The organism is Polynucleobacter sp. Latsch14-2, from assembly GCF_018881925.1.
GTDB lineage: Bacteria > Pseudomonadota > Gammaproteobacteria > Burkholderiales > Burkholderiaceae > Polynucleobacter.
In genome coordinates this window covers 1-25,033 of sequence record NZ_JACVPL010000003.1, presented here as the reverse complement: position 1 = coordinate 25,033, position 25,033 = coordinate 1, and the positions used below count along the sequence as shown (strand labels likewise).

The window sequence follows — 25,033 nt, the reverse complement described above, 5'->3', positions numbered from 1 at the left end:
ATTAAAGGGCGACTCCAAGCTCCACGATTCAAACCTGACTTCAGGTAGGGATCAAGCCAATAAATTGGCTAGAGCGTTGATTATACGGCACAAGTTGAATGACAATGGGGTATTGTTGAGTCCCTCGCCGAGGTGGCGAGAGAGATAAATCATGAAATCCGAATCCATTCCCAAGCCTGAAAACCCTAAAACCGCTACTCCTGCAACGGTTCTTCTGCAAACTATCGGTCCGGAAGAGGCTGGTCAGCGCCTAGATAACTATCTGCTGCGTTGGGCAAAAGGTGTACCCAAAAGCCATGTTTACCGCATTATTCGGTCTGGCGAGGTGCGGGTTAATAAGAAGCGGGCTGAGCCAACCACTCGCTTAATTGAAGGTGATGTTGTGAGATTACCGCCCGTTCGTTTGGCAGAACCCGCTCAGATGGCAGCAGTCAATAGTGCCCAAACAAAATCTCGCGCTCAAGGCTATTCGGACAAAATGCCCATCCTGTTTGAGGATGAGGCACTGTTGATTGTGAATAAGCCCTCTGGATTGGCTGTCCATGGGGGTTCTGGGATTGCTTTAGGTGTCATTGAGACTTTGCGGATTACCCGTCCAGAATTGCATTTTTTGGAGTTGGTCCATCGCCTAGACCGAGATACCTCTGGAGTTTTATTGCTAGCGAAGAAGCGGAGTGCCTTGGTAGAGATGCATCGCCAAATTCGGGAGGGTCAAACGGATAAGCGTTACTTCTTACTGGCTCATGGCGAGATCGAGCAAGGTGCTGGAGTTATGCAGTTGAAATTTCCGCTGCATAAGTATTTATTAGCCAATGGCGAGCGCCGAGTGCGTGTTGATCCTGATGGCTTGCCTAGCCATACCGCCTTGCGTGTCATTAAGGTAATGCAGCGAGGGGAGGCCTCAATTACTTTGGCTGAAGCCCAATTGAAAACGGGGCGTACGCACCAAATTCGTGTTCATCTGCAAAAACTTGGGCATTCGATTTTGGGTGACGATAAGTATGGCTTTGAGGAGCGTGATAAGTTAATGAAACCTAAAAGACTCTACCTTCATGCCCACTTGGCTGGGTTTACTCATCCCCGTACTGGTGAGAAGATGCGGATTGAATCCCCATTACCTCCTGAGTTCGAGGCCATGATGAAAACTTTTGAAGTTCGAAGTGCCGATTGAAAAGGTAACTTTAGTAAAGATGACCGAAGTTAAGAAACTCGATAGACGTTATGACTTAGTGGTGTGGGATTGGGATGGGACCATCATGGATTCCACGCCAACTATCGTCTATTGCATCCAACAGGGGTGTCGGGATTTGGGTCTGAAGGAGCCGGATGATTCTTTGGCGAGTTCGGTGATTGGTTTGGGTATTCATGATTCATTGCGAAGAGCAGTCCCCTGGATTGAGCCAGCCCATTTCCCCAAATTGACGGAACGCTTTCGCTATCACTATTTGGCAAAGGATCACGAGTTACATCTGTTCTCTGGCATTCGTGAGTTGCTAGAGGGTTTGCGTGCCGATGGCTATCTGCTAGGGGTTGCTACTGGTAAATCTCGGGTTGGCCTTGATCGTTCATTGGGCTTTCACGACATTGGGCATTTGTTTCATGAAACCCGAACTGCAGATGAGTCGTTCTCAAAACCTCATCCTGGGATGTTGCTAGAGTTATCGGATGCCACTCAAGTGCCGGTCCGCCGCATGCTGATGATTGGAGACACAACGCATGACTTGGATATGGCCTCAAATGCTGGCGTGGATGCTGTCGCAGTGACTTATGGTGCTCATCCACCTGATACTTTAAAAACTTCAAAATCATTAATACATGTTGATAGTGTTCGGCAACTAGATCAATGGCTAAAAGAAAATTTAACCGTGTAAGTGTGATGCACGTTTGCAAGAATAAGGAGTTGTAAAAGATGGACCGCAATCAAAACGAAAATGCCAATCAACCTTGGGAGCGTCAAGCGCTTGAGCATTTGCTCTTGGAGAATCTAAAGGAGACCCGTAAGGCGCGTTGCTGGAAAGCGGTCTTCAGAATCCTGACATTGTTAGTCATGATTGCCATAGTGTTAGCGGTATTTGATATTCATCTACCGGGTCGGGGTATGGGTGTAGAAAAGCATACGGCTTTGGTAAGTCTTGAAGGCGAGATTTCTTCTAGCTCAATGGCTAATGCTTCAGACATCAACGCATCTTTGCTGGCTGCCTTTGAGAGCGAGAATAGCGCCGGTGTAATTTTGCGAATTAATAGCCCTGGCGGATCACCAGTACAAGCGGGCATGATGAATGACGAGATTCATCGTTTGCGCAAGCTTTATCCAACTAAACCATTCTATGTTGTGGTGGAAGATATTTGCGCATCTGGTGGCTACTACGTTGCTGTTGCTGGAGATCAAATCCTAGTCGATAAAGCGAGTTTAGTTGGCTCTATTGGTGTGATCATGGAGGGCTTTGGCTTCACAGGTTTGATGGATAAATTAGGGGTAACACGTCGTATGATTACTGCGGGCTCTAATAAGGGCATGATGGATCCATTTAGCAAAGAGAATCCCAAGCAGGTGGAAATGATTAAAGGCATGCTCGCTGAAATTCATCAGCAATTTATTACCGTTGTAAAGGAAGGGCGCGGTGAGCGCTTAAAAGATAATCCCGATTTATTTTCAGGGCGCGTCTGGAGTGGCGAGCAAGCGGTCAAAATTGGCTTAGCTGACGGCTTCGGTACGGTTGACTCAGTGGCACGCGATATCTTTAAGGCGCCTGATATTTTGGATTACACCGTCAAAGAAAATTTTGCTGAGCGGGTCGCAAAGCGCTTTGGAGCTGAAGCGGGTTCTGCTGCCGGTAAAGCTTTGATTAAAAGCCCTGATTTAAAATAAGAAAAAAAGTACAAAAGATTTATAGCAAACCTAAGCTAGTAATAAAAATACTGCTGGTCGGTTTTGCAGGGTTGCGCAAGCGGCCTCATTAGGGTAGCGCTTGCGCCATTCGCCAATACTTAATGTCAGAATCATTTCTGATGACAGGCTAAGATCCATGCCAAGGCAAAGCAAGGAGTGGGGGGCTAAAGAAGTTAAGCAAGCCATCACCATTGCGGCATTGCGATAGGGTGTCTCAATCCAGATCTGAGTTTGCTGTAATTTTTTAGACTCTGTTTCTAGTTGCTTGAGTCGTGCGCTCCGCTCATGAGTCTCATGCGGCAAATAGCCTTGAAATGCAAAGCGCTGACCATTTAAGCCACTTGCCATAAGGCCTAGCAAAATAGAGCTAGGCCCCACCAGTGGCTTTACTTTCGCGCCGAGCTGATGCGCGGCCAAGACTAATTCAGCGCCTGGATCTGCTACGCCCGGTACACCCGCCTCCGACATTAAGCCAACATCATTTCCTGCCAACAGTGGTTTCAATAAATCAGCGGGTTTAATGGTAGCGCCGTACTTGGCATTTCGAGCGGCACCGCGCCATTCATTCATCTGCATTTCTTGAATCGTGCAAATCAATGGGGAAACACTATCAATCGCTTTTAGAAAAGCGCGCGCGGTTTTGGCGTCTTCCACAATCCAGTGTTTTAGTTTTGCTGTTTGTGTGATCGTTTCGCTTGGCAGAACCCAAGCCAGTTGTTCTTCACGAGCATGATCACCCAAAGTGTTGGGAATTAAAAAAAGGGTACCTAGCTTTGAATTCATTAGCCGCTTGTCTTAAGTATTTTCGAGGGGGGATTTTTTCGGCGGGATCATAAATCCTGCGTCGCGAAGTAATCCAGTTAAAGCAATAAGGGGTAAGCCAATTAACGCAGTTGGATCATTGCTTTTGATGCTTTCTAGCAAGACGATTCCCATGCCCTCAGATTTTGCGCTACCTGCGCAATCATAAGGCTCTTCCGCCAGAAGGTAAGACTCTAAAACTTCATCAGACAGGTTTCGAAAGGTCACTTCTGTGGGAACGGATAAGGTAGTTTCTGTACCCCCCTTCATTAAGCACAATGCGGTATGAAAGGTGACCGTTGATCCGCGCATTAACTGTAGCTGTGCCATAGCCCTCTCAAAATTACCCGGCTTGCCAATTGCTGCCCCGCATAAGTCAGCCACTTGATCCGAACCAATGACCCAAGTGTTGGAATGTTCTTTGGCAACTGCTGCCGCTTTAGCTCGAGCTAGGCGTAACGCTAATTCCAGCGTACTTTCTCCTGGGAGAGGGGTTTCGTCTACCTGGGGTGAGATCACGGTAAACGATAGCCCTAGACGCTCGAGAAGTTCACGGCGATACACCGAGGTTGAAGCGAGAATAAGACTTGGATTGGATGGATTACTCATTGCCACATGTACTTTCACTATTGCCTTCATTTAGACTGATGCTATGAATCGTAATCATGTTTTACCTCAAGTTGAACTCACTTCTGATGCTGGCAGTCTGCGTAAGGTCGATCTTTGTGCGCATCAAGCCTACGGCGGGCATGGATTTTTGGGTATCCGGGAGCTGCCAAGAGTGGCTGAAGAAGCTTCTACGGTAGAAGCTGAAGACGGCTTTCATTGGAAAGTGGAGACTTATTTTGAGGATTCTCCAGGGTCTGAGCCCCTTCAGTTTATGAATTTGGATTTAAAAGGGCGAATCCACTTGGTTTGCCAGCGTTGCCTAAAGGATTGCCCCATTGAGCTATTGGAGAGTCGGCGCTTTGCCTTGGTGCAGTCCGAGGATGAGGCGGACACCTTTCCGTTAGAGGATGATCAGCAAGAGCCCCTAGTGGTTAGCCAGCATTTTGATGTCCTAGAAACTATAGAAGATGAGATTTTGTTGTCTTTGCCCTTAATTCCAAAGCATTCTGAGGGGGGTTGTGAGGCTCACGCCTCTTCTTTTGGGGCTGATACAGGTGCATCTGAAGCACTTGAAAATCGTGAAAACCCCTTTAACATATTGAAAAATATCAAGAAAAACTCTTGAGGCGGGGGAGGGTACAAGACTTGCCTGAGATTTACTTTGTCAGTAAATCAAGCATTTAGCACCTTTTCCATGTTAGAATATCGCCTTGCTTAGGAGTTCAATATGGCCGTCCAACAGAATAAAAAATCACCTTCCAAACGTGGCATGCATCGTGCGCACGACTTTTTGACCGCACCCGCTACGGCTGTTGAAGCCACAACTGGTGAGGCTCATTTGCGCCACCACATTTCACCAAACGGCTACTATCGTGGTCGTAAAGTAGTTAAAACCAAAAACGACTAATTTTTTAGTCTAAACAGATAGAAGCGGCTCCACAAAAAGCCGCTTTTTTCTTGGAAAAACCTACTTGCAGCAGCTAACGATTTTATGAGCGTCACTCTTGCTATCGATGCCATGGGCGGAGATCATGGAGTGGTCGTTACTGTCCCTGCTTGCTGCGATTTCCTCGAAAAACACACCGACGTAAAGATAGTCTTGGTTGGTGATTTAGATGTGCTCAAGCAAGCCTTAAATAAATTTCCTAAAGCGCCAATGGAGCGCATCCAGATCATTGCCGCCAGTGAAGTGGTGCTCATGGACGATCCTATCGAAATTGCTTTGCGTCGCAAAAAAGATTCATCAATGCGTGTGGCAATTGAGCAAGTCAAGGAAGGTATGGCTGATGCCATCATCTCGTCTGGCAATACTGGCGCATTAATGGCAATTTCACGCTACATCTTAAAAACACTGGATGGTGTTGATCGCCCTGCGATTGCTACTGCTATCCCAAATGAACTAGGGCTTGGCACCACTATGCTGGATTTGGGTGCCAATGCTGATTGTGAGCCTATGCATTTATTGCAATTCGCGCATATGGCAAATGTGATGGTGCAGGTAGTAGATGGAAAACCACACCCCTCCATTGGCCTTCTGAACATTGGTGAAGAGGTGATTAAAGGCAATGAGGTTGTGAAGCAGGCCGGCGAACTTTTGCGCGCTAGTAAATTAAACTTTTATGGCAATGTTGAAGGTAATGACATTTTTAAGGGCACGACAGATATTGTGGTGTGCGATGGTTTTGTTGGAAATGTTGTTTTAAAGGCCAGTGAAGGTTTAGCAAAAATGATGAGCGGTTTAATCCGCCAAGAATTTAATCGCTCTTGGTTTACAAAATTAATGGCAGTTGGTGCAATGGTGCCTTTATTAAGGGTACGCAAGCGCGTTGATCATCGTCGCTATAACGGTGCTGTATTGTTAGGTCTGCGTGGTTGCGTGATTAAGAGCCATGGCTCAGCTGACCGTTTTGCTTTTGGCTTTGCTTTGGATCGTGCTTATGAAGCTGCGAAAAATCGTATGGTTGAGCGAATTGCCGAAGCATTTGTGGCGGAGACAAAGTAATGAGTACCTATTCAAGAATTGCTGGAACTGGTAGCTATCTGCCAGAGCTACGCTTAAGCAACCAAGATTTGGTTGAGCGCCTAGCAAAAACAGGTCTGGAAACTAGTGATGAGTGGATTAGCACTCGCAGCGGTATTTCTGCACGTCATTTTGCTGCTGAAAATGAGCTCACGAGTGATTTGGCGCTGAAGGCTGCACAAGCCGCCCTGACTAGTGCCAACATTACTTCTGAAGATTTGGATCTCATCGTTCTTGCAACCTCAACGCCGGATCATTTGGGCGGTTTTCCAAGTACGGCTTGTGTTGTTCAAGATAAGTTGGGCGCTCATACTTCTTGTGCAGCCTTTGATGTGCAAGCTGTATGCGCAGGCTTTACTTATGCCTTGGCGATTGCTGATGCATTTATACGCACTGGTACCTATAAGAAAGTATTGGTGCTAGGTGCTGAAACGTTCTCGCGTATTTTAGATTTTCAAGATCGCACTACATGTGTTTTATTTGGCGATGGCGCTGGTGCCGTGGTGCTTGAGGCTTCAAATGAGCCTGGCATTCTTTCGACTGCATTGCATGCAGATGGCAGTCAGCGCGATATTTTGTGTGTGCCTGGGCGCGCTGGCAATGGTGGGGTTCAAGGCTCTCCCTTTATGACGATGGATGGCCAAGCAGTTTTTAAGTTGGCTGTGAAAGTATTGGAACAAGTTGCCCATGAGGCTTTGGCAAAGGCCAATCTCAAGCCGGAGCAAATTGATTGGTTGGTGCCTCATCAAGCTAATATCCGCATCATGGAGGGCACTGCCCGCAAGATGGGTATGCCAATGGATAAAGTTATTGTTACCGTTCATGAGCACGGCAATACTTCTGCCGCATCAATTCCGCTAGCTTTGGATGTCGGTATTCGTTCTGGTCAAATTAAGCGCGGTCAGCATCTCCTGCTAGAGGGGGTTGGTGGCGGTTTTGCTTGGGGTGCTGTTGCTCTCAAATATTAAGCAATTGATCCATTATTTAATAACTTACAAATAAACTTATTCTCATGACATTTGCATTCGTATTTCCAGGTCAAGGATCTCAATCTGTTGGGATGTTGAGCTCTATTAGCGATCGCCCAGAAGTGCGCGTTATCCTCCAAGAAGCATCTGAAGCCTTGGGTGAAGATGTTGCCAAGTTAATTGCCGCAGGGCCGGCAGAAGCGCTCTCCCTGACAACCAATACTCAGCCAGTGATGTTGACGGCGGGCGTTGCTTTTTACCATGCATGGTTAGCTGCTGGTGGTCCCTTACCTAAAGTGATGGCTGGTCATAGCTTGGGTGAGTACTCTGCTTTGGTTGCTGCTGGCGTGATTGCGTTTAAAGACGCCATTCCCTTGGTGCGCTTTCGTGCAGAGGCGATGCAAGGTGCTGTACCTGTAGGTACTGGTGGTATGGCTGCCATTCTGGGCTTGGATGATGCAAGCGTAATCAAGGTCTGCGCTGAAGCTGCTGCTGCCTCAGGTGGCGTGGTCGAGGCGGTGAACTTTAATGCTCCGGGACAGGTGGTGATTGCCGGTGGAAGTGATGCTGTCACCAAAGCCTGTGAGCTGTTAAAGGCTGCTGGCGCAAAGCGCGCTTTGCCATTGCCTGTATCTGCCCCATTCCATTCTTCACTATTGCAACCTGCCTCTGAAAAACTCAAAGGCTATTTAGCCAATATTGAATTTAAGGCGCCCTCGATTGCCGTTATTAATAATGTCGATGTCGCAATCTTGAATGATCCACTCGCTATTAAAGATGCTTTAGTGCGCCAAGCTGCTAAACCGGTACGCTGGCAAGAAACTATTCAGGCTATGGCAGGCCAGGGCATTACTCAGGTGGTGGAGTGTGGTCCGGGCAAAGTCTTGGCGGGCTTAACAAAGCGCATAAATGATCAAGTGACTGGCGTCCCAGTTTTTGACGAAGTAAGCTTGAATGAGGTGTTGGCAAGCTTCAAATAAAGAACATAGCAATTACGGAAGACAAATATGAATCTCGACTTAACTGGACAAATTGCATTAGTTACTGGCGCCTCACGTGGTATTGGCCAAGCGATTGCCGATGAATTGGTGAAATGTGGCGCCAAGGTGATTGGCACAGCCACTTCGGCTGATGGTGCAAAAGCCATTGACGAGCGCTTAAACCCTTCGGGTGGTAGCGGCTTGGTTTTAAATGTCACTGCGCCAAATGCTTGTGAAGAAATTATTGACCGCATTGTGAAAGAGCATGGCGGCATCAATATCTTGGTTAATAACGCCGGTATCACCCGTGATCAGCTTGCTATGCGGATGAAGGCGGAAGAGTGGACAGATGTCATTGACACAAACTTGAATGCCGTTTTTCGCCTCTCTCAGGCTGTGATGCGTCCGATGATGAAGGCGCGCGGTGGTCGCATTATCAACATTACCTCCATTGTTGGGCATATGGGCAATCCAGGGCAGGCAAATTATGCAGCTGCCAAAGCCGGTGTTTCTGGTATGACCCGTGCTCTAGCACGTGAAATTGGCAGCCGAAACATTACCGTGAACTGTGTGGCACCAGGCTTTATTGATACTGATATGACCCGTGCACTGAGCGAAGAGCAGCAAAATGCCTTAAAAGTGAATATTCCCTTGGCAAGACTGGGTAGCCCAGAAGATGTAGCCCAGGCAGTGGCATTTTTAGCCTCTCCAGCGGCTGGTTACATTACGGGTAATACCCTACACGTCAATGGCGGACTCTATTTAGCCTAACGGCAAAGCGGGGATTTACTCATTTTTTGGTGGATTTTGCTGATTTTGTCCGCCATGCTGATAAAATCCTTCCATCGTTTTTTTACAACCCTTGGGGGAATTAATGGATAACATCGAACAACGCGTTAAGAAGATCGTCGCTGAGCAATTGGGCGTAGCAGAAGCAGATATCAAGAATGAATCTTCTTTTGTGAATGACCTAGGCGCTGACTCTCTTGACACTGTTGAGCTTGTAATGGCTTTGGAAGATGAATTCGGGATTGAAATTCCGGATGAAGAAGCTGAAAAGATCACCACAGTTCAGCTCGCGATTGACTTCGCTCAATCCAAAGCTCAGGGTTAATTCCCTAGCTTAGTAAATACTTAGCTATTACTGTGTCAGCATCAAATGGCCGACGCCGGGTTGTAGTCACCGGCTTAGGCCTCATCTCACCTGTCGGTAATTCAGTTGATGTAGCTTGGTCTAATTTGCTCGCGGGCAAATCGGGCATCGCGACAATCACTAAATTCGATCATTCTCTACTGAGCGTGCATTTCGCTGGAGAGGTGAAAGATTTTAATGTCGAAGAATATGTTTCTGCCAAAGAAGCGCGTCACATGGATACTTTTATTCATTACGGCATTGCTGCTGGCACGCAAGCTATTCGGGATAGTGGCATTCAGGTTACAGAAGAAAATGCAGAGCGAATCGGCGTTATGGTCGGCTCAGGCATTGGTGGCTTGCCAATGATCGAAGAGACTGGCGCCGAGTTATTGGCGCGCGGTCCACGGCGAATCTCTCCCTTCTTTGTACCTGGCTCAATCATTAATATGATTTCTGGGCATCTCAGTATTTTGTTTGGTCTCAAGGGGCCAAATATTGCTGCTGTGACTGCCTGCACAACGGGCTTGCATAGCATTGGTTTGGCGGCGCGTTTAATTCAGTACGGCGATGCAGACGTGATGATTGCTGGTGGATCTGAGTCAACCATTTCTTCATTGGGTGTTGGTGGTTTTGCTTCGGCACGCGCCTTGTCAACACGCAATGATGATCCTGCAACCGCTTCTCGTCCCTGGGATATTGACCGCGATGGTTTTGTTCTTGGTGAGGGTGCTGGTGTTGTTGTGATTGAAGAGTATGAGCATGCTAAAGCCCGTGGCGCAAAGATTTATTGTGAGCTTTTAGGTTTTGGTATGAGCGGCGATGCGTACCATATGACAGCCCCAAATATGGACGGCCCACGTCGTTGCATGGTTAATGCCATGCGCGATGCTAGTTTAAATCCCGATCAGATTCAGTATGTCAATGCGCATGGTACTTCTACACCTTTGGGTGATAAGAATGAGACTGGCGCTATTAAGGCAGCCTTGGGGGATCATGCTAAGAAGGTTCTGGTGAATTCAACTAAGTCAATGACAGGCCATCTTTTAGGTGGTGCTGGCGGCTTGGAATCTGTTTTTACTATCCTAGCCTTGCATAATCAAAAATCCCCACCAACCATTAATATCTTTAATCAAGATCCTGAGTGTGACTTGGACTATTGCGCCAACGTTGCCAGAGATGTAAAGATTGACCATGCCGTGAAAAACAACTTTGGTTTTGGGGGTACTAACGGCACCTTGATTTTTGGCAAATTGACCTAATATTAGTTTTATCTTCGATTTTTTGGTTTTTGCCAGCTAGGTCCACAGCATCATGAAAAAGTATCTCATTGCCATCTTGGCTATTTTTAGCTTTGGTCAGTTCTCGTTTATGCCAAGTGCAGTGGCACAATCTCCACGCGTGAGCATTCCAGACTTTGCCGATTTAGTTGAGCGCGCTAGTCCTGCCGTGGTGAATATTCGCACTACAGAAAAAGTAGTGGTTCAGCAGTCACAAGGCGGCATTCCGGGACTCCCTGAAGATCAGGCGGAGTTCTTTCGCCGCTTCTTTGGGGTGCCTATTCCCGGATTGCCAAGCACTCCAAAACAAGCGCAACCAAACTCTGGGAAACCTCAAGAAGCTGATCGTGGCGTAGGCTCCGGTTTCATCATCGAGTCCAATGGCTTGATTCTGACAAATGCTCATGTTGTAGAGGGGGCTAACACTATCTATGTCACCTTAACTGATAAGCGCGAGTTCAAGGCAAAACTGCTGGGCATGGACAAGCGTACCGATGTGGCGGTTGTCAAAATTGATGCCCGTGATTTACCAAAGTTGCCCCTGGGGGATTCCTCGCGGGTGAGGGTGGGCGAATGGGTTCTGGCTATCGGCTCACCCTTTGGTCTTGAGAATACGGTGACGGCCGGAATTGTTTCCGCTAAGAGTCGTGACACTGGTGATTACTTGCCTTTCATCCAAACGGACGTTGCTGTCAATCCTGGTAACTCTGGTGGACCCTTGTTAAATACCGCCGGTCAAGTCATCGGCATTAACTCTCAAATCTTTAGTCGTTCCGGTGGCTATATGGGAATTTCATTTGCCATCCCAATTGATGAAGCTATGCGCGTTGCCGACCAGTTACGCTCTAATGGAAAAATGGTCCGTGGCCGTATAGGCGTAGCCTTGGGCGATATGACTAAAGAGGTTGCTGAAAGCCTTGGTTTGGGTAAGCCACGAGGGGCTTATGTTCGTAATGTTGAGCTTGGTGGCCCAGCTGCAGCTGGTGGGATTGAGTCTGGTGATGTGATTCTGAACTTTAACAGCCATGAAATAACAAAAGCCACAGATTTACCTAGGGTGGTTGGCGAAACTAGACCTGGGACTAGTGCCACAGTTCAGGTTTGGCGCAAAGGCGCCGCCAAGGAGTTAGTGGTCGTAGTGACTGATGGCGAGGCTTCCGTTGCTGGGGTCAAAAAGTCTGAGAGCCCTAATCTGAATAGCGGTGGCGCTAATGCTTTTGGCGTTACGGTCATTGAGGTCTCTGAGGCCAAGAAAAAAGAGCTTAATATCCGCGGTGGCGTTGAGGTTACTAGCTTAAATGAAGGTCCATTGGCCCGCTCTGGGGTTCGTCCTGGCGATATCATCATTCGCATTGCAGACGCAGATATAAGCGGGGTTAAGCAGTTTGAAGCCCTTATAAAAGGCCTAGACGCCAATAAGGCTGTGCCGGTATTTGTACGCCGCGCTGACAGCACCTTGGTGATCCCTGTTAAGCCAAAATAAGCCGATTTTGGGCCAATGAAGAGGGTTCGGCGCTATTTCGGCGCCACCCATTACAATCTCTCCAAGACGACTTTTTGCAGCGCATCATTGTGGTGCGTTCTGACAAGGCGTTTTTTGAATGACCAATGAAGACGCTATGGATTTAATCCGCAATTTTTCTATCATCGCCCACATCGATCACGGTAAATCTACGCTCGCAGATCGCATCATTCAGCTATGCGGCGGCCTTTCTGATCGTGAAATGGAAGCCCAAGTTCTCGACTCAATGGACATTGAACGTGAGCGTGGTATCACCATTAAAGCGCAAACAGCCGCTTTGAATTACAAGTCTAAGGATGGCAAGACTTACAACATCAATTTGATTGATACCCCTGGGCATGTCGACTTTTCATATGAAGTAAGTCGATCTTTATCTGCTTGCGAGGGCGCGTTATTGGTGGTGGATGCAAGTCAGGGTGTTGAGGCGCAAACGGTTGCCAATTGCTATACCGCCATTGAATTGGGCGTAGAAGTTGTTCCGGTGCTCAATAAGATTGATTTGCCACAAGCCGACCCCGAGCGTGCTAAACAAGAAATTGAAGACGTCATTGGCATTGATGCAAGCGATGCGATCACCTGTTCTGCGAAAACTGGCCTAGGTGTTGTTGAAGTCATTGAAGAGATGATTCACCGCATACCGCCGCCTAAAGGCAGTGCTAGTGACCCATTGCAAGCCTTAATCATTGATTCTTGGTTTGATAACTATGTCGGTGTAGTGATGTTGATTCGTGTAGTTAATGGCACATTAAAACCCAAAGATAAAATTCTGCTGATGGCTAATGGCTCAATTCATTTGGTTGAGCATGTGGGCGTCTTTAGTCCAAAGTCTGTGGATCGCCCAGAGCTCTCGGCTGGTCAAGTGGGTTTTGTGATTGCCGGTATCAAAGAATTGAAGGCGGCAAAAGTAGGGGATACCGTTACTCACGCACCAGGTCAACAAGGTCGTACGCCTGCTAATGCACCGCTACCTGGATTTAAAGAAGTGAAATCACAGGTGTTTGCGGGTCTTTATCCTGTTGAAGCCAGTGAGTATGATCAGCTGCGTGAATCGCTCGAGAAATTGAAGCTCAACGATGCATCACTGTTGTACGAACCAGAGGTTTCACAAGCTTTAGGATTTGGATTTCGCTGTGGTTTCTTAGGCCTGTTGCACATGGAGATCGTGCAAGAGCGTTTAGAGCGCCAGTACGATATGAACCTCATCACTACTGCTCCAACCGTGGTGTATCAGGTAGAGCAGTCAGACGGCACGATGATGATGGTGGATAACCCATCAAAGATGCCAGAGCCTAGCAAGATTGCTACTATTTTAGAACCAATTGTCACCGTCAATCTCTACATGCCTCAAGAGTATGTTGGATCCATTATTACCTTATGCGTTGGAAAACGTGGCATACAGACCGATATGAATTATTTGGGTCGCCAGGTAAAGCTTACCTATGAGTTACCCATGGCTGAAATTGTGATGGATTTCTTCGATAGGATGAAATCTATTTCACGTGGTTATGCCTCGATGGATTACGAGTTCAAAGAATATCGTCCTGCTGATGTGGTCAAGGTTGATATTTTGATTAACGGTGAACGTGTTGACGCTCTATCGGTCATTGTTCACCGCAGTAATAGCCAACATCGTGGACGCGAGGTTGTCGCAAAGATGCGCGGCATTATTCCTCGTCAAATGTTTGATGTGGCTATACAGGCGGCAATTGGTAGCAATATCGTTGCACGTGAGAACGTGAAAGCCTTGCGTAAAAACGTTTTAGCTAAGTGCTATGGCGGTGATATCTCCCGAAAGCGTAAGCTCTTAGAGAAACAAAAAGAAGGTAAGAAACGCATGAAACAGGTCGGTAATGTGGAGATTCCACAAGAAGCTTTCTTGGCTATTTTGCAGGTGGAGGATTAATGAACTTTGCCCTCATCCTTTTTGTGTTGGTGATTGTTTCGGGAATCGCCTGGGTGGCAGATAGGCTCTACTTTGCGCCGCAAAGACGTGCTGCTGGTATTGATCGTATGCCGCTCTGGTTAGAATACTCAGCCAGTTTTTTCCCGGTGATTTGTGCGGTGTTTGTATTGCGCTCATTTTTGGTTGAGCCATTTAAAATTCCTTCCGGATCAATGATTCCAACTCTGCAAATTGGTGACTTTATTTTGGTAAATAAATTTACTTATGGGATTCGTTTACCGGTCATCAATAAGAAAGTAGTTGAATTGGGTTCACCTAAGCGCGGCGATGTGGTGGTGTTTCGCTATCCTCGTGATGAATCTGTTGATTACATTAAACGTATTGTGGGTTTGCCAGGTGATGTGATTGAGTATCAAGATAAGCGCCTCACCATCAATGGCCAGCCTTTAGCCTATAGTGGTGGTGAAGCCTATCTTGATCCCGAGAGCATGCGCTATGCAAAGGAGTTCACCGAGAGCTTCCCATCTGATTTGGGTGGCAATCGCCATCAAATCTTGAATAACCCCGATCGCCCGGCTGGTAATTTTCCGGCGGAACATTTTCCAGGGTTTGAAAACTGCCAATATCAAAATGCTGGCTTGACTTGTAAGGTCCCTGCCGGACATTATTTTGCAATGGGCGATAACCGTGACAACAGTGCTGACTCGCGTTATTGGGGTTTTGTACCAGATCAAAATATTGTAGGGCAAGCCTTTTTTGTTTGGCTCAATCTTGGCTCCTTAGGTCGTATTGGCGGATTTCAGTAAATCATGAACGCCCGTGCCGTCATTGAAACTGTGCCACTCCAGGAGCGTCTTGGATACAGCTTTAAAAAGATAGAGTTACTCAATCAGGCCCTTACGCATCGCAGTCATAGCAAGAAAAATAATGAGCGCCTAGAGTTTTTGGGGGACTCGATTCTGAACTGCGTAGTTGCTGAAATGCTTTATGAGCGTTATTCGGATTTAGATGAGGGCGACCTTTCGCGCGTGCGTGCTAATTTAGTAAAACAGCAAGCTTTATATGAAATTGCCCAAACCCTCTCTTTATCTGACTATCTTCGCCTAGGTGAGGGTGAGTTAAAGAGCGGAGGATTTCGTAGGCCATCTATTCTTGCGGATACGCTTGAGGCGGTTACTGGAGCAATTTTTCTAGACGGTGGCTTTGATGCTGCCAAAACTTGCTTGCGCAAGCTCTATTCAGTCATATTGGCAAATGTAGACCCTAAAACATTGGGTAAGGATGATAAAACTCTCTTGCAGGAATGTTTGCAAAGTTATCAATTACCTTTGCCAACATACAACGTGACAGGCACTACTGGCGCTGCGCACAATCAACAATTTGAGGTTGAGTGCCTTATTCCAAGTCATAAAGTAGCAGTCAAGGGTGAGGGCGCTTCTCGCCGCGCTGCTGAGCAAGCGGCTGCCAAGTTGGCTTTAATTGCAATGCTGAAAGCTTTGCCACAAGAGTCTCGCAAACCTAAGAAGACTAGGTCTGCAAAAAAGAAGGCGGCAAAGAAAGAAGTGACCGAAGAGCAGTTCAATCTAAAGCTGAAGGGCTAACCGTGTTTAGATGCGGCACTATCGCCATTGTCGGGCGTCCCAATATGGGCAAATCGACTTTACTGAACGCAGTGGTTGGTCAGAAGATTAGTATCACTTCGCGTAAGGCCCAAACCACGCGTCATCGTATTTTAGGTGTGCAGAATCGTGAAGCAGCGCAATTTATTTTTATTGATACGCCTGGTTTTCAGACGCGCCTCATGAATACTTTGAACAAGGCGCTGAACCGAACAGTGACAACTGCATTACAAGATGTAAATGTTGCTTGTTTTGTGGTGGAAGCTGGCTACTTTGGTGAAGACGACAAGAAGGTTTTGAAGCTGTTGCCAGCTGACCTGCCAGTAGTGCTAGTGCTTAATAAGCTTGATTTATTTAATAGTCGTTTTCAGACCCCCTCTGAGCGGGACCAGGCGCTACTCAACTTTATGAAGGAAATGTCCTTGCCTTGGAGTCAGATTGGTGGGCATGAGGATCAGGATAAATGTGAGTTTTCTGAGATCGTGCCAATGAGTGCAAAGAGTCCTGCAGATGTTCAGAGATTATTAGATGTCTTAGAGGGATATTTGCCTGAAGGCGATGCTATCTATGATGTCGATACCGTCACCGATCGTAGTGAGCGCTTCTTAGCTGCAGAGATCTTGCGGGAAAAGGTCTTTCGATTTACTGGTGAAGAGTTGCCTTACACCAGTACCGTGGTGATTGATCAATTTAAGATGGATGGCAAGATGCGTCGGATTGCTGCGACTATTTTGGTTGATCGTGACAGTCATAAGGCAATGATTATTGGTGCTAAAGGCGAGCGCCTAAAAAAGATCTCAACGGATGCTCGCATCGATATGGAAAAACTGTTTGATGGCAAGGTCTTCTTGGAGACGTGGGTGAAGGTAAAGCGCGGCTGGGCAGATGATCGCGCCGAACTTCGGGCACAGGGCCTGGAGTAACATTCATGGCTTCGATTCGTGTAGCTGACGAACCCGCTTTTGTATTGCACAGCATCCCCTATAAAGAGACTAGCTTAATTCTGGATGTGTTTACACGGCAATATGGTCGCATGGCTTTGATTGCTAAAGGCGCCAAGCGGCCACACTCCACTTTACGTCCTGTTTTGCAACGCTTTCAGCCACTACTTGTGTCGTGGAGTGGTAAATCAGAATTACGCACGCTCACTAAGTCTGAATGGGTTGGTGGTACACCATCGTTAGTTGGAGATGCGCTGCTTTGCGGTTTCTACCTCAATGAGCTATTGGTTAAGTTTTTGGCGCGTGAGGATGAGTATGAAAAACTCTATGACCGCTATACGGAAACCATCTCCGCTCTATCTAATCTGGAGTTTGAATCTAAGGGATTGGAAGAAATTCTGCGACCTTTTGAGCTGGCATTATTGCAAGAAACTGGTTATGCAGCAGCATTAGATCGTTGTGTTGAGACCAATTCATCCCCAGTGCTTGATCAGCATTATGTGTACCAGCCTGAGCGCGGCGTTCGACCAGTGCAGGCAGACGATCCCGGTCACTGGCCGACCCTAGCGGGCAGATCCCTCTTGGCGATATCAGTCGGGGATTTTTCAGATCCAGAAACACTTGCTGAGAGCAAACAGTTGATGCGCTTCCTCTTGGGTTTGCATTTACAGGATCAGGTTTTGACAACCCGTCAAATTTTGATCGATCTCAAGAAAATCTAGTAATCTAGCTAAATGAGTTACTCTAAAGCGCTCGAGCTCGGCATCAATATTGATCACATAGCGACATTGCGTAATGCGCGTGGGACGATTTACCCCGACCCCCTTAGGGCGGCACGCTTAGCTGAGGAGGTCGGGGCTGATTTAATCACCCTACATTTACGCGAAGACCGCCGCCATATTAAGGATGCGGATTTATTTGCATTGCGACCATTAATCAAAACTCGTATGAATCTTGAGTGTGCAGTTACAGCGGAGATGTTGGGTATTGCTTGCCAAGTTAAGCCGCATGATGTTTGCCTCGTTCCCGAGAAGCGTGCAGAGGTGACTACCGAAGGTGGTCTAGACATATTGGGTCACTTTGAGGTGGTTAAGGCCGCTGTCATTCAGTTAAAAAATGCGGGTATTCGGGTGTCGCTATTTATAGATCCGGAAGAAAAACAAATTCAGGCATCTAAAGATGTGGGCGCCACGGTAGTGGAATTGCATACTGGCCGTTATGCAGATTTTGATGGTGATGCTCAAGCAAAAGAGCTGGAGCGCATTAGAAAGGCCGCTCAGTTTGGTGTCAGTATTGGTCTAAGGGTCAATGCTGGGCATGGCCTTCACGAGGGCAACGTATTGCCGATTGCTGCTATTGCTGAATTATCTGAGCTCAATATTGGGCACGCTATTGTTGCCGAAGCCCTCTTTAAGGGTTGGCAAAAAGCCATCACTGACATGAAGGCGCTCATGCTTCAGGGCAGAGCAAAGTCTTAAAATATTCAAGTTAGATAAATAGAAAATGATCATTGGTATTGGCACCGACATTCTTCAGATTGAGCGTTTGCAAGCAGCTTATGATCGCACTAATGGCCGCTTAGCCGAGAAGATTCTAGGCCCCGACGAGATGTTAGTTTTTAAACATCGTCTTGCTAGAAATCACAAGCGGGGCATTGCATTCTTGGCAACACGTTTTGCTGCCAAAGAGGCTTTTTCTAAGGCCATTGGCTTGGGGATGCGCATGCCGATGACCTGGCGCTCTTTACAAACATTGAATGAGCCTAGCGGCAAGCCTGTCACTTCGTATTTGGGGGTATTGGCTCAATTTATGGCAGAGCGCAATTGGGAAGCCCAAGTAACAGTTAGCGATGAGCAAGATATGGCAATTGCCCATGTGATCGTTGTTCAGAAATAATCTCCAATATAAAAAAGTTATTCATAACACTCAAGAAAGATTCAGAGGAAAATATGAGTCAGTCGAACATGAGCCCAGGCCCCATCACTTTAGACGTTGTTGGTCTTACGCTAAATGCTGAGGATCGCCGTCGTATTCTGGACCCATTAACAGGTGGCGTCATTTTGTTTGGTCGTAACTTTTCTAATCGCAAACAACTCACCAAGCTAACTACTGAGATTAAAAAGCTACGTCCCGATGTGCTGATCTCGATTGATCATGAGGGTGGGCGAGTACAGCGCTGTAAGGCGGATGGCTTTACACATCTTCCAGCGATGCGTAAATTGGGTGATCTCTGGGCAGCAAAAAATACATCTCATCATGCGGCTGAATCAGCCGCGCTAGCTATGGCTGCCACAACTGCTTGTGCTTATGTCTTGGCTGCTGAATTACGTGCTTGTGGCGTTGATTTTAGTTTTACCCCGGTACTTGATTTAGATTTTGGTCGCAGTGGTGTGATTGGTGATCGTTCTTTTAGTCGTGATCCGCAAATTGTTTTTGCTCTAGCCAAGAGCCTGAATGAAGGTTTGCGTTTGGCTGGTATGGCTAACTGTGGGAAGCATTTTCCAGGCCATGGCTGGGCGGAGGCAGATTCTCATGTGGCCATTCCAGTAGATGAGCGATCTTTAGCGGAGATTTTGAATAACGATGCTAAACCCTATGAATGGTTGGATCTCAGCTTGGCGGCCGTAATGCCGGCGCATGTAATTTATCCCCAGGTCGACAAGCTCCCCGCTGGCTTTTCTAAGATCTGGTTGCATTCAGTGTTGCGTCAAGAGTTAGGTTTTGAGGGCGTGATCTTTAGTGATGATCTCTCGATGGAGGGCGCTAGTGTTGCTGGTTCTGTTGTAAAGGGTGCTGAACTGGCGCTTGAGGCAGGCTGTGATGCCGTCTTAATTTGCAATCGCCCCGATCTTGCAGATCAACTACTCTCAAAGCTCAAGGTATCCAAAGCGAAGCGAACCGAGTCAGTTACCCGTTTGAACCGATTGATGCCACAAACACCAGCATTGCCTTGGGATGCCCTTCAGAATGAGGCGGAATATCAGCATGCTAAAGGCTTGCTGCAGCAATTGAATTTAGTTTGAGAATAAAAAAGCCCGGCATGCCGGGCTTTTGGGTCAAACGCTGCAAGATCAACATTAATGCGATTATTTGGATGCTTAGTTAGCGCGACTGCGATATTCGCCAGTGCGAGTATCGATTTCAATCTTGTCACCAGTATTGCAGAACAGGGGCACTTGCAGTTCATAGCCAGTTGCTAATTTTGCACTCTTCAATACTTTTCCAGAGCTGGTATCACCTTTAACTGCTGGCTCAGTGTAAATGATTTCACGAACCAAGGAGTTTGGCATTGCTACAGAAAGTGCTTTACCTTCGTAGAACACCACTTCACAGGGCATGCTTTCTTCAAGGTAGTTCAGTGCATCACCCATGAATTCAGCTTCAACTTCATATTGGTTGTATTCGGTATCCATGAATACATACATTGGGTCGGCGAAGTAGGAGTAAGTACACTCTTTCTTATCAAGAATCACTACATCAAACTTGTCATCAGCTTTATAAACACCTTCGTTAGGTGCGCCAGTTAATAAATTCTTGAATTTCATTTTCACAACAGAGGAGTTGCGGCCAGAGCGGCTGTATTCTGCTTTCAAAACGACCATGGCATCGGTGCCGATCATCACTACGTTACCAACGCGGAGTTCTTGTGCTGTTTTCATCTTGCTATTCCTGGGTGCAGGGTTAAATTTCTGCGAGTTTTATCAAAGACAAGATTGTAACCGCCCACAGATCTTTTCCGTGCAGGCTTAAGCGACAAATCGCACCAGACGGCCCGCTAAGCCCCCATCAGCTTGTTTTTCGAGTAAATGCGCCCGCCAGACCCTGGAATGGCTACTCCAAGCATCTAGGGATTTGAGCCACTCTTGGGGCATTGCCCAAGACATCGCTGCGATAGAGGCGGTTTTAAGCTCTTGACTGGCCGACTCAAGATAGAGATCAAGAAAGGCTGCCAATTTCACTTGATGTGCGCCATCGTCCTGAGGGTAGATATGCCAAATGAATGGCTTTCCAGCTAGTTGGGCTCGCACGAAGGAGTCTTCGCCGCGGACGATATTAAAGTCGCATTGAGAGAGTAGCCAGTCATATTCATCTTGCGTCACAAATGGGATAGAAAGCAATTGAATCGTTTTTGGAAAGTGTATTTGTTGGCCCACATTAACTCCCAGCAGTTGGGCGTGACCATGTGTCAGAACAATATCAAAATTTTCACCGATTGAACCAAGGTCTTCTAACCATTTTCGCAATGGTGCGCCTGGATAACAAAAGATGCTAATTCGTTTGGCATTGGGACGCAGCTTTGACCAGGCGGCTTCTAGAGTTGCGGGTAGCTTAGACTCTTTTGGAATGGGGTCGACAAGAAGTCCGCCTGCATTGTCTTGAAAACCCGGAAAGAAAAAGTATTTTGCAATGCCGTGCGCTTGGGGTGAAGGTTTCCCATGAAATTCAGTAATCCATGGCTCAGCACTCAGATATTCCAAGTTAATGATGATGGGTTTTTTGGGGGCAATCAGTAAGTTGGTGAGATATCTTTCTGGTAGGTTGCAGCCAAAAGTCTCAACAACAACATCCGGCGCTTCTGTAGGATGTCGTGCATTATTAAAGCTAGCCTCCCAAGGTAGAAGATCGATTTTTCGCTTAACGGATTGGTCTACGCCCAAAGCGAGTAAATTGAGGGTTGGTAGGTCGTCACAGAAGATGCGGACATCTTGACCGTGAAGACTTGATAAGCTTCGGGCTAGACGCCAGCAAATACCGGCATCACCATAGTTGTCTACGATTTGGCAGAAAATATCCCAACGCATGAGTAATTCGCTTTTTCAAAACCTTCAGCAAGACGTTAAACGGCTTCCCGGATTGCCGGGGGTGTATCGCTTTTTCGACGAAGCGGGGCAGATTCTATACGTAGGTAAAGCCCGCAACCTAAAAAAGCGTGTTTCTAGTTATTTCCAGCGCACGCAACTATCACCGCGCATTGCGCTGATGGTGGGTAAGATTGCTCGCTATGAAACAACAGTAACACGGACTGAAACAGAAGCACTCATTCTAGAGAACAATCTGATTAAAGAATTGGCTCCGCCGTTTAATATTTTGTTTCGAGACGACAAGTCTTATCCCTACGTCATGTTGACTGGCCATGAGTTTCCCCGGTTAGCCTCTTATCGTGGAAAAGTAGATAAGCGCAATCATTACTTTGGTCCATTTCCTAATTCTTGGGCGGTGCGCAATAGTGTGCAAATTTTACAAAAAGTATTTCGCTTGCGAACTTGCGAGGATTCGGTTTTTAAGAATCGTAGCCGCCCATGTTTATTGCACCAAATCCATCGTTGTAGTGCGCCTTGTGTTGGGCGTCTAAGCTCTGTGCAGTATGGTCAAGATGTTGCACAGGCAACGCGATTTTTAGAGGGTGATCATGGTCGAGTCTTAACTGAGCTTGAAAGAGAAATGCAATCGCATAGCGAGGCAATGGAATTTGAAATGGCTGCGGTATTGCGTGATCGTATTGCTGACCTATCGAGTGTTTTACAGCAACAGTCAATGGATACGGTTGCTGAAGGCGAGGGTGATGTTGACATCATTGCTGTGGCGCAGATGGAGGGTATGATCTGCGTCAATCTGGCGATGGTGCGCGGTGGCCGCCATTTAGGTGATCGAGCATATTTTCCTAGAGGTCGACAAGCATCTGGTGATTTACTTACCCCCACTGAAATATTGGAAGCATTCATTACGCAACATTATTTAGATGGTCTCACTGAAGGTGAGTCTCCATCTGCTCATTTAATCCCATCAGTCATTATTTTGAATCACTCACTGCAGTCTTTGAGTAATGATGCTGGGGACTTAACTGAAAACCCGCCGGAGGATTTGCAAGATCTGTTCAATGCGCAGGCTGGTAGAAAAATTACCTTCTTGCATCAACCCCAAGGACAAAGGCGTCATTGGCTGGCGATGGCAGAAGGCAATGCCAAGCTTGCTCTGACAAAGCGCCTTGTTGAAACTGGCGGTCAGTTGGCGAGAGCGCGCGCCCTTGCTGACGTGCTGAGTTTAGAGTTGGAAAGCTTAGATCAACTGCGAATCGAATGTTTTGATATCAGCCATACTTCAGGCGAGGCAACCCAGGCCTCTTGCGTGGTCTATGCAAAAAATGCGATGCAGCCTAGTGAATATAGACGCTTCAATATCAATGACATTACCCCCGGTGATGATTACGCAGCAATGCGCCAAGTTTTACAAAGACGCTATGCTAATTTTCAAGAATTGCCGGTCGAAAAAGTCCCGCAGGTCATTTTGATTGATGGCGGTAAGGGGCAGGTTGAGATGGCAAGGCAAGTGCTTTCTGAATTTGGCATGGATGTCAGTTTGATCGTTGGGGTTGCCAAAGGTGAGGGGCGGAAGGTGGGATTGGAGACTCTCATTTTTGCTGATGGTCGAGAGGCTTTAGGACTTGGGATTGATAGCGCCGCGCTTTTATTGATTGCCCAGATTCGGGATGAGGCTCACCGCTTTGCTATTACCGGTATGCGTGCTAAACGAGCAAAAACAAGGACGATTTCTCGCCTAGAGGAGATTGAAGGTATTGGCGCCAAGCGTCGTCAAAAGCTATTAGCGAGATTCGGTGGCCTGCGAGGCGTAGCCAATGCCAGTATTGAAGAGATTGCTAGCGTAGAGGGAATTTCGATCATTCTTGCAGAGCAAATTTATCGACAGCTTCATTGAGCTCATTGGGGTATGCTTACGTTATGCCATTCAATTTACCAATTGCCCTGACCTGGTTGCGCGTTGCAGTCATTCCATTGATGGTTGCTATCTTTTATTTGCCACATACTTGGCTAATGCCTTTTGAGCAAAATCTGTTCGCGACCATCTTATTTGTCTTTGCGGCGGTGACGGATTGGCTAGATGGTTTTTTGGCGCGCCGCATGAAACAGGAGTCTGCATTTGGGCAGTTCTTGGACCCTGTAGCCGATAAGCTAATTGTTGCTGCTGCTTTGCTGGTATTGCTGAATATGGATCGAGTGCAGGTATGGGTGGCGCTGGTGATTATTGGTCGCGAGATCACTATCTCAGCATTAAGGGAATGGATGGCACTACTTGGTGCTGGTAAAAGCGTAGCAGTGCACATGGTGGGCAAATTAAAAACAACTGCTCAGCTTGTAGCGATTCCATTTCTGCTGCTAAATGACACCTTATTTGGGTGGTTAAATTGTGCTCGCGTGGGTACTTGGTTAATTTGGGTTGCCGCATTTCTTACATTGTGGTCAATGTTTTACTACCTGCAAAAGGCTTTGCCCCAGTTGGTAGGTAAGGTCGACTAAAAATCTTTGACACGCCAAGACCTAATCTCCATAAGGCTTTGCCGTGTATTTAGTGATGGGCAATTCATGCTCAGTGGCGGAAAAGTGCTTTCTTTTGAATTGTTTGTTAAACTATCCCCCTGTTATGCGGGAATAGCTCAGCTGGTAGAGCGATACCTTGCCAAGGTATAGGTCGGGAGTTCGAACCTCCTTTCCCGCTCCAAGTTCGATGGGAAGCCCTAAAAAGCTTCCCATTTTTGATTCAGGCATATGGCGCGTTGGCCGAGTGGTTAGGCAGGAGCCTGCAAAGCTTCGTACGGGGGTTCGATTCCCTCACGCGCCTCCAGTTAACTCTGTGAGATTGCAAGTTAATCTCTTGACGAATTGGGCGCTTCCCCTAAAATGTTCTCATTAAGTGGCCTGGTGAAAATAATGAATGCCTTTTTAATTTCTAGATACATAGCTTTTGCTGCACTGGTGGCGCTATTGGGTGCATGTGCATCTTCTGGCGACTCTCCAACCGGCACCCCTGCTGAGGTTCAAGAAACTCAAACTCAGTTATTGGGTGATATGCCTTTGCCAGCAGCCTCCAAAATTATTGGCTCTGATTCATTAATTATTGGTCGTGGCGATAACTGGGTTGGTCGTGTAGTGCTCTCGGGCGTGCAATCACCAACCGATATTTATGCCTACTTCCAATCTGAATATCCTAGGGCAGGCTGGACAACGATTAGTGCCGTCAAATCTAAAACGAGTATTTTGGTTTTTACAAAAGGAGATCGCACTTCAACTATTGAATTAAATGAGGGCTCGCTAACTGGACCAAAAACACTTATCACCATCACCTCATCGCCTAAGAATGCAAATGTAGTTGCACCTAGCAAGAAATAAACTACTGCAGTTCCAGTATCAATATTTTTGGATGTGCGGGAATAAAAAAGACCTCAACTGAACTGACCCACAAAAGTTGGACAGTTTAATTAGGTTAGCACGAGGGATTGAGTTCGGTAATTAACCGGGCTCAATCCCTTCAGTTTTTGTTTGATCCGATCATGGTTGTAATAGTCGATATATTC

General features: G+C 46.9%; 28 protein-coding genes and 2 tRNA genes. 25 read left to right on the top strand and 5 right to left on the bottom strand.

Annotated elements, in window-relative coordinates; genetic code table 11:
• Positions 1–151: 151 nt before the first annotated feature.
• The 3 genes from ICN46_RS03910 to ICN46_RS03900 are packed head-to-tail and all read left to right on the top strand — an operon-like array spanning position 152 to position 2,869.
• Positions 152–1,171, top strand: coding sequence for an RluA family pseudouridine synthase (locus ICN46_RS03910; RefSeq protein WP_216204781.1), 1,020 nt, complete (start codon positions 152–154; stop codon positions 1,169–1,171).
• 19 nt (positions 1,172–1,190) lie between these two features.
• A complete protein-coding gene (locus ICN46_RS03905; RefSeq protein WP_216205437.1) occupies positions 1,191–1,871 on the top strand; it encodes an HAD-IA family hydrolase in 681 nt (226 codons plus the stop codon).
• Between the two features lie 38 nt (positions 1,872–1,909).
• Positions 1,910–2,869 carry a S49 family peptidase gene (locus ICN46_RS03900; protein ID WP_216204778.1) on the top strand — a complete coding sequence of 320 codons (960 nt, stop codon included), beginning with the start codon at positions 1,910–1,912 and terminating at the stop codon, positions 2,867–2,869.
• A 30-nt stretch (positions 2,870–2,899) separates the two neighbouring features.
• Here the strand turns inward: ICN46_RS03900 and ICN46_RS03895 are convergent, their stop codons facing one another.
• Together ICN46_RS03895 and ICN46_RS03890 are read right to left on the bottom strand one after the other, a co-directional pair.
• Positions 2,900–3,673: an SAM-dependent methyltransferase gene (locus ICN46_RS03895; protein WP_216204774.1), complete on the bottom strand. Its 774-nt coding sequence runs from the start codon at positions 3,671–3,673 to the stop codon at positions 2,900–2,902.
• A 12-nt stretch (positions 3,674–3,685) separates the two neighbouring features.
• Complete coding sequence (locus ICN46_RS03890; RefSeq protein WP_216204771.1) at positions 3,686–4,300, bottom strand: Maf family nucleotide pyrophosphatase; 615 nt, start codon at positions 4,298–4,300, stop codon at positions 3,686–3,688.
• A 43-nt stretch (positions 4,301–4,343) separates the two neighbouring features.
• Between ICN46_RS03890 and ICN46_RS03885 the strand changes: the two genes are divergently transcribed.
• From ICN46_RS03885 to nagZ, 17 genes are all read left to right on the top strand, one after another.
• Complete coding sequence (locus ICN46_RS03885) at positions 4,344–4,925, top strand: YceD family protein (protein ID WP_216204768.1); 582 nt, start codon at positions 4,344–4,346, stop codon at positions 4,923–4,925.
• A gap of 102 nt (positions 4,926–5,027) precedes the next feature.
• Positions 5,028–5,207, top strand: a complete 180-nt coding sequence (gene rpmF, locus ICN46_RS03880; protein WP_011902241.1) for a 50S ribosomal protein L32 — start codon at positions 5,028–5,030, stop codon at positions 5,205–5,207.
• An 84-nt stretch (positions 5,208–5,291) separates the two neighbouring features.
• Positions 5,292–6,302, top strand: a complete 1,011-nt coding sequence (plsX, locus tag ICN46_RS03875; protein WP_216204765.1) for a phosphate acyltransferase PlsX — start codon at positions 5,292–5,294, stop codon at positions 6,300–6,302.
• A complete protein-coding gene (locus tag ICN46_RS03870; protein ID WP_216204763.1) occupies positions 6,302–7,288 on the top strand; it encodes a beta-ketoacyl-ACP synthase III in 987 nt (328 codons plus the stop codon). The genes plsX and ICN46_RS03870 overlap by 1 nt, the downstream gene beginning before the upstream one ends.
• A 44-nt stretch (positions 7,289–7,332) precedes the next feature.
• Positions 7,333–8,268, top strand: coding sequence for an ACP S-malonyltransferase (fabD, locus tag ICN46_RS03865; protein WP_216204760.1), 936 nt, complete (start codon positions 7,333–7,335; stop codon positions 8,266–8,268).
• 27 nt (positions 8,269–8,295) lie between these two features.
• Complete coding sequence (gene fabG / locus ICN46_RS03860; RefSeq protein WP_216204757.1) at positions 8,296–9,039, top strand: 3-oxoacyl-ACP reductase FabG; 744 nt, start codon at positions 8,296–8,298, stop codon at positions 9,037–9,039.
• 103 nt (positions 9,040–9,142) lie between these two features.
• On the top strand, positions 9,143–9,382 hold the full coding sequence (gene acpP / locus ICN46_RS03855) for an acyl carrier protein (protein ID WP_015421596.1): 240 nt from the start codon (positions 9,143–9,145) through the stop codon (positions 9,380–9,382).
• 32 nt (positions 9,383–9,414) lie between these two features.
• Positions 9,415–10,662, top strand: coding sequence for a beta-ketoacyl-ACP synthase II (fabF, locus tag ICN46_RS03850; RefSeq protein WP_216204754.1), 1,248 nt, complete (start codon positions 9,415–9,417; stop codon positions 10,660–10,662).
• A 52-nt stretch (positions 10,663–10,714) separates the two neighbouring features.
• A complete protein-coding gene (locus ICN46_RS03845) occupies positions 10,715–12,163 on the top strand; it encodes a Do family serine endopeptidase (protein WP_216204751.1) in 1,449 nt (482 codons plus the stop codon).
• A gap of 136 nt (positions 12,164–12,299) precedes the next feature.
• Positions 12,300–14,105: a translation elongation factor 4 gene (gene lepA, locus ICN46_RS03840; protein WP_216205434.1), complete on the top strand. Its 1,806-nt coding sequence runs from the start codon at positions 12,300–12,302 to the stop codon at positions 14,103–14,105.
• Complete coding sequence (gene lepB / locus ICN46_RS03835) at positions 14,105–14,911, top strand: signal peptidase I (RefSeq protein WP_216204749.1); 807 nt, start codon at positions 14,105–14,107, stop codon at positions 14,909–14,911. The genes lepA and lepB overlap by 1 nt, the downstream gene beginning before the upstream one ends.
• A 3-nt stretch (positions 14,912–14,914) precedes the next feature.
• Positions 14,915–15,706, top strand: coding sequence for a ribonuclease III (gene rnc / locus ICN46_RS03830; RefSeq protein ID WP_216204746.1), 792 nt, complete (start codon positions 14,915–14,917; stop codon positions 15,704–15,706).
• 44 nt (positions 15,707–15,750) lie between these two features.
• Positions 15,751–16,647, top strand: coding sequence for a GTPase Era (gene era / locus ICN46_RS03825; RefSeq protein WP_216860294.1), 897 nt, complete (start codon positions 15,751–15,753; stop codon positions 16,645–16,647).
• A gap of 5 nt (positions 16,648–16,652) precedes the next feature.
• The gene (gene recO, locus ICN46_RS03820; RefSeq protein ID WP_216204740.1) at positions 16,653–17,387 is read left to right on the top strand and encodes a DNA repair protein RecO; all 735 of its coding nucleotides are present in this window, start codon (positions 16,653–16,655) and stop codon (positions 17,385–17,387) included.
• Positions 17,388–17,399: 12 nt separating this feature from the next.
• Positions 17,400–18,143: a pyridoxine 5'-phosphate synthase gene (gene pdxJ, locus ICN46_RS03815; RefSeq protein WP_216204736.1), complete on the top strand. Its 744-nt coding sequence runs from the start codon at positions 17,400–17,402 to the stop codon at positions 18,141–18,143.
• 25 nt (positions 18,144–18,168) lie between these two features.
• Complete coding sequence (gene acpS / locus ICN46_RS03810; RefSeq protein ID WP_216204733.1) at positions 18,169–18,561, top strand: holo-ACP synthase; 393 nt, start codon at positions 18,169–18,171, stop codon at positions 18,559–18,561.
• A 53-nt stretch (positions 18,562–18,614) separates the two neighbouring features.
• On the top strand, positions 18,615–19,688 hold the full coding sequence (gene nagZ / locus ICN46_RS03805; protein ID WP_216204729.1) for a beta-N-acetylhexosaminidase: 1,074 nt from the start codon (positions 18,615–18,617) through the stop codon (positions 19,686–19,688).
• 75 nt (positions 19,689–19,763) lie between these two features.
• Here the strand turns inward: nagZ and efp are convergent, their stop codons facing one another.
• Together efp and earP are read right to left on the bottom strand one after the other, a co-directional pair.
• On the bottom strand, positions 19,764–20,324 hold the full coding sequence (gene efp, locus ICN46_RS03800; protein ID WP_216204727.1) for an elongation factor P: 561 nt from the start codon (positions 20,322–20,324) through the stop codon (positions 19,764–19,766).
• Between the two features lie 87 nt (positions 20,325–20,411).
• Positions 20,412–21,467: an elongation factor P maturation arginine rhamnosyltransferase EarP gene (gene earP, locus ICN46_RS03795; protein ID WP_216204724.1), complete on the bottom strand. Its 1,056-nt coding sequence runs from the start codon at positions 21,465–21,467 to the stop codon at positions 20,412–20,414.
• Between earP and uvrC the strand changes: the two genes are divergently transcribed.
• The 5 genes from uvrC to ICN46_RS03770 all read left to right on the top strand — a co-directional run bounded on the left by uvrC (position 21,466) and on the right by ICN46_RS03770 (position 24,848).
• On the top strand, positions 21,466–23,379 hold the full coding sequence (gene uvrC, locus ICN46_RS03790; RefSeq protein ID WP_216204721.1) for an excinuclease ABC subunit UvrC: 1,914 nt from the start codon (positions 21,466–21,468) through the stop codon (positions 23,377–23,379). The two genes, earP and uvrC, sit on opposite strands and share 2 nt — an antisense overlap.
• Before the next feature lie 23 nt (positions 23,380–23,402).
• Positions 23,403–23,978 (top strand): CDP-diacylglycerol--glycerol-3-phosphate 3-phosphatidyltransferase, encoded by a 576-nt coding sequence (gene pgsA, locus ICN46_RS03785; RefSeq protein ID WP_216204718.1) that lies wholly within the window; start codon positions 23,403–23,405, stop codon positions 23,976–23,978.
• A gap of 126 nt (positions 23,979–24,104) precedes the next feature.
• A tRNA-Gly gene (locus tag ICN46_RS03780) sits at positions 24,105–24,180 on the top strand.
• Between the two features lie 49 nt (positions 24,181–24,229).
• Positions 24,230–24,303: transfer RNA gene (locus ICN46_RS03775), tRNA-Cys, on the top strand.
• Between the two features lie 86 nt (positions 24,304–24,389).
• Positions 24,390–24,848 carry a hypothetical protein gene (locus ICN46_RS03770; protein WP_216204716.1) on the top strand — a complete coding sequence of 153 codons (459 nt, stop codon included), beginning with the start codon at positions 24,390–24,392 and terminating at the stop codon, positions 24,846–24,848.
• 89 nt (positions 24,849–24,937) lie between these two features.
• On the opposite strand, the gene ICN46_RS03765 is transcribed toward ICN46_RS03770, so the two are convergent.
• Positions 24,938–25,033: IS3 family transposase (locus ICN46_RS03765; protein ID WP_216205431.1), on the bottom strand; the 96-nt coding region annotated here is incomplete at its 5' end.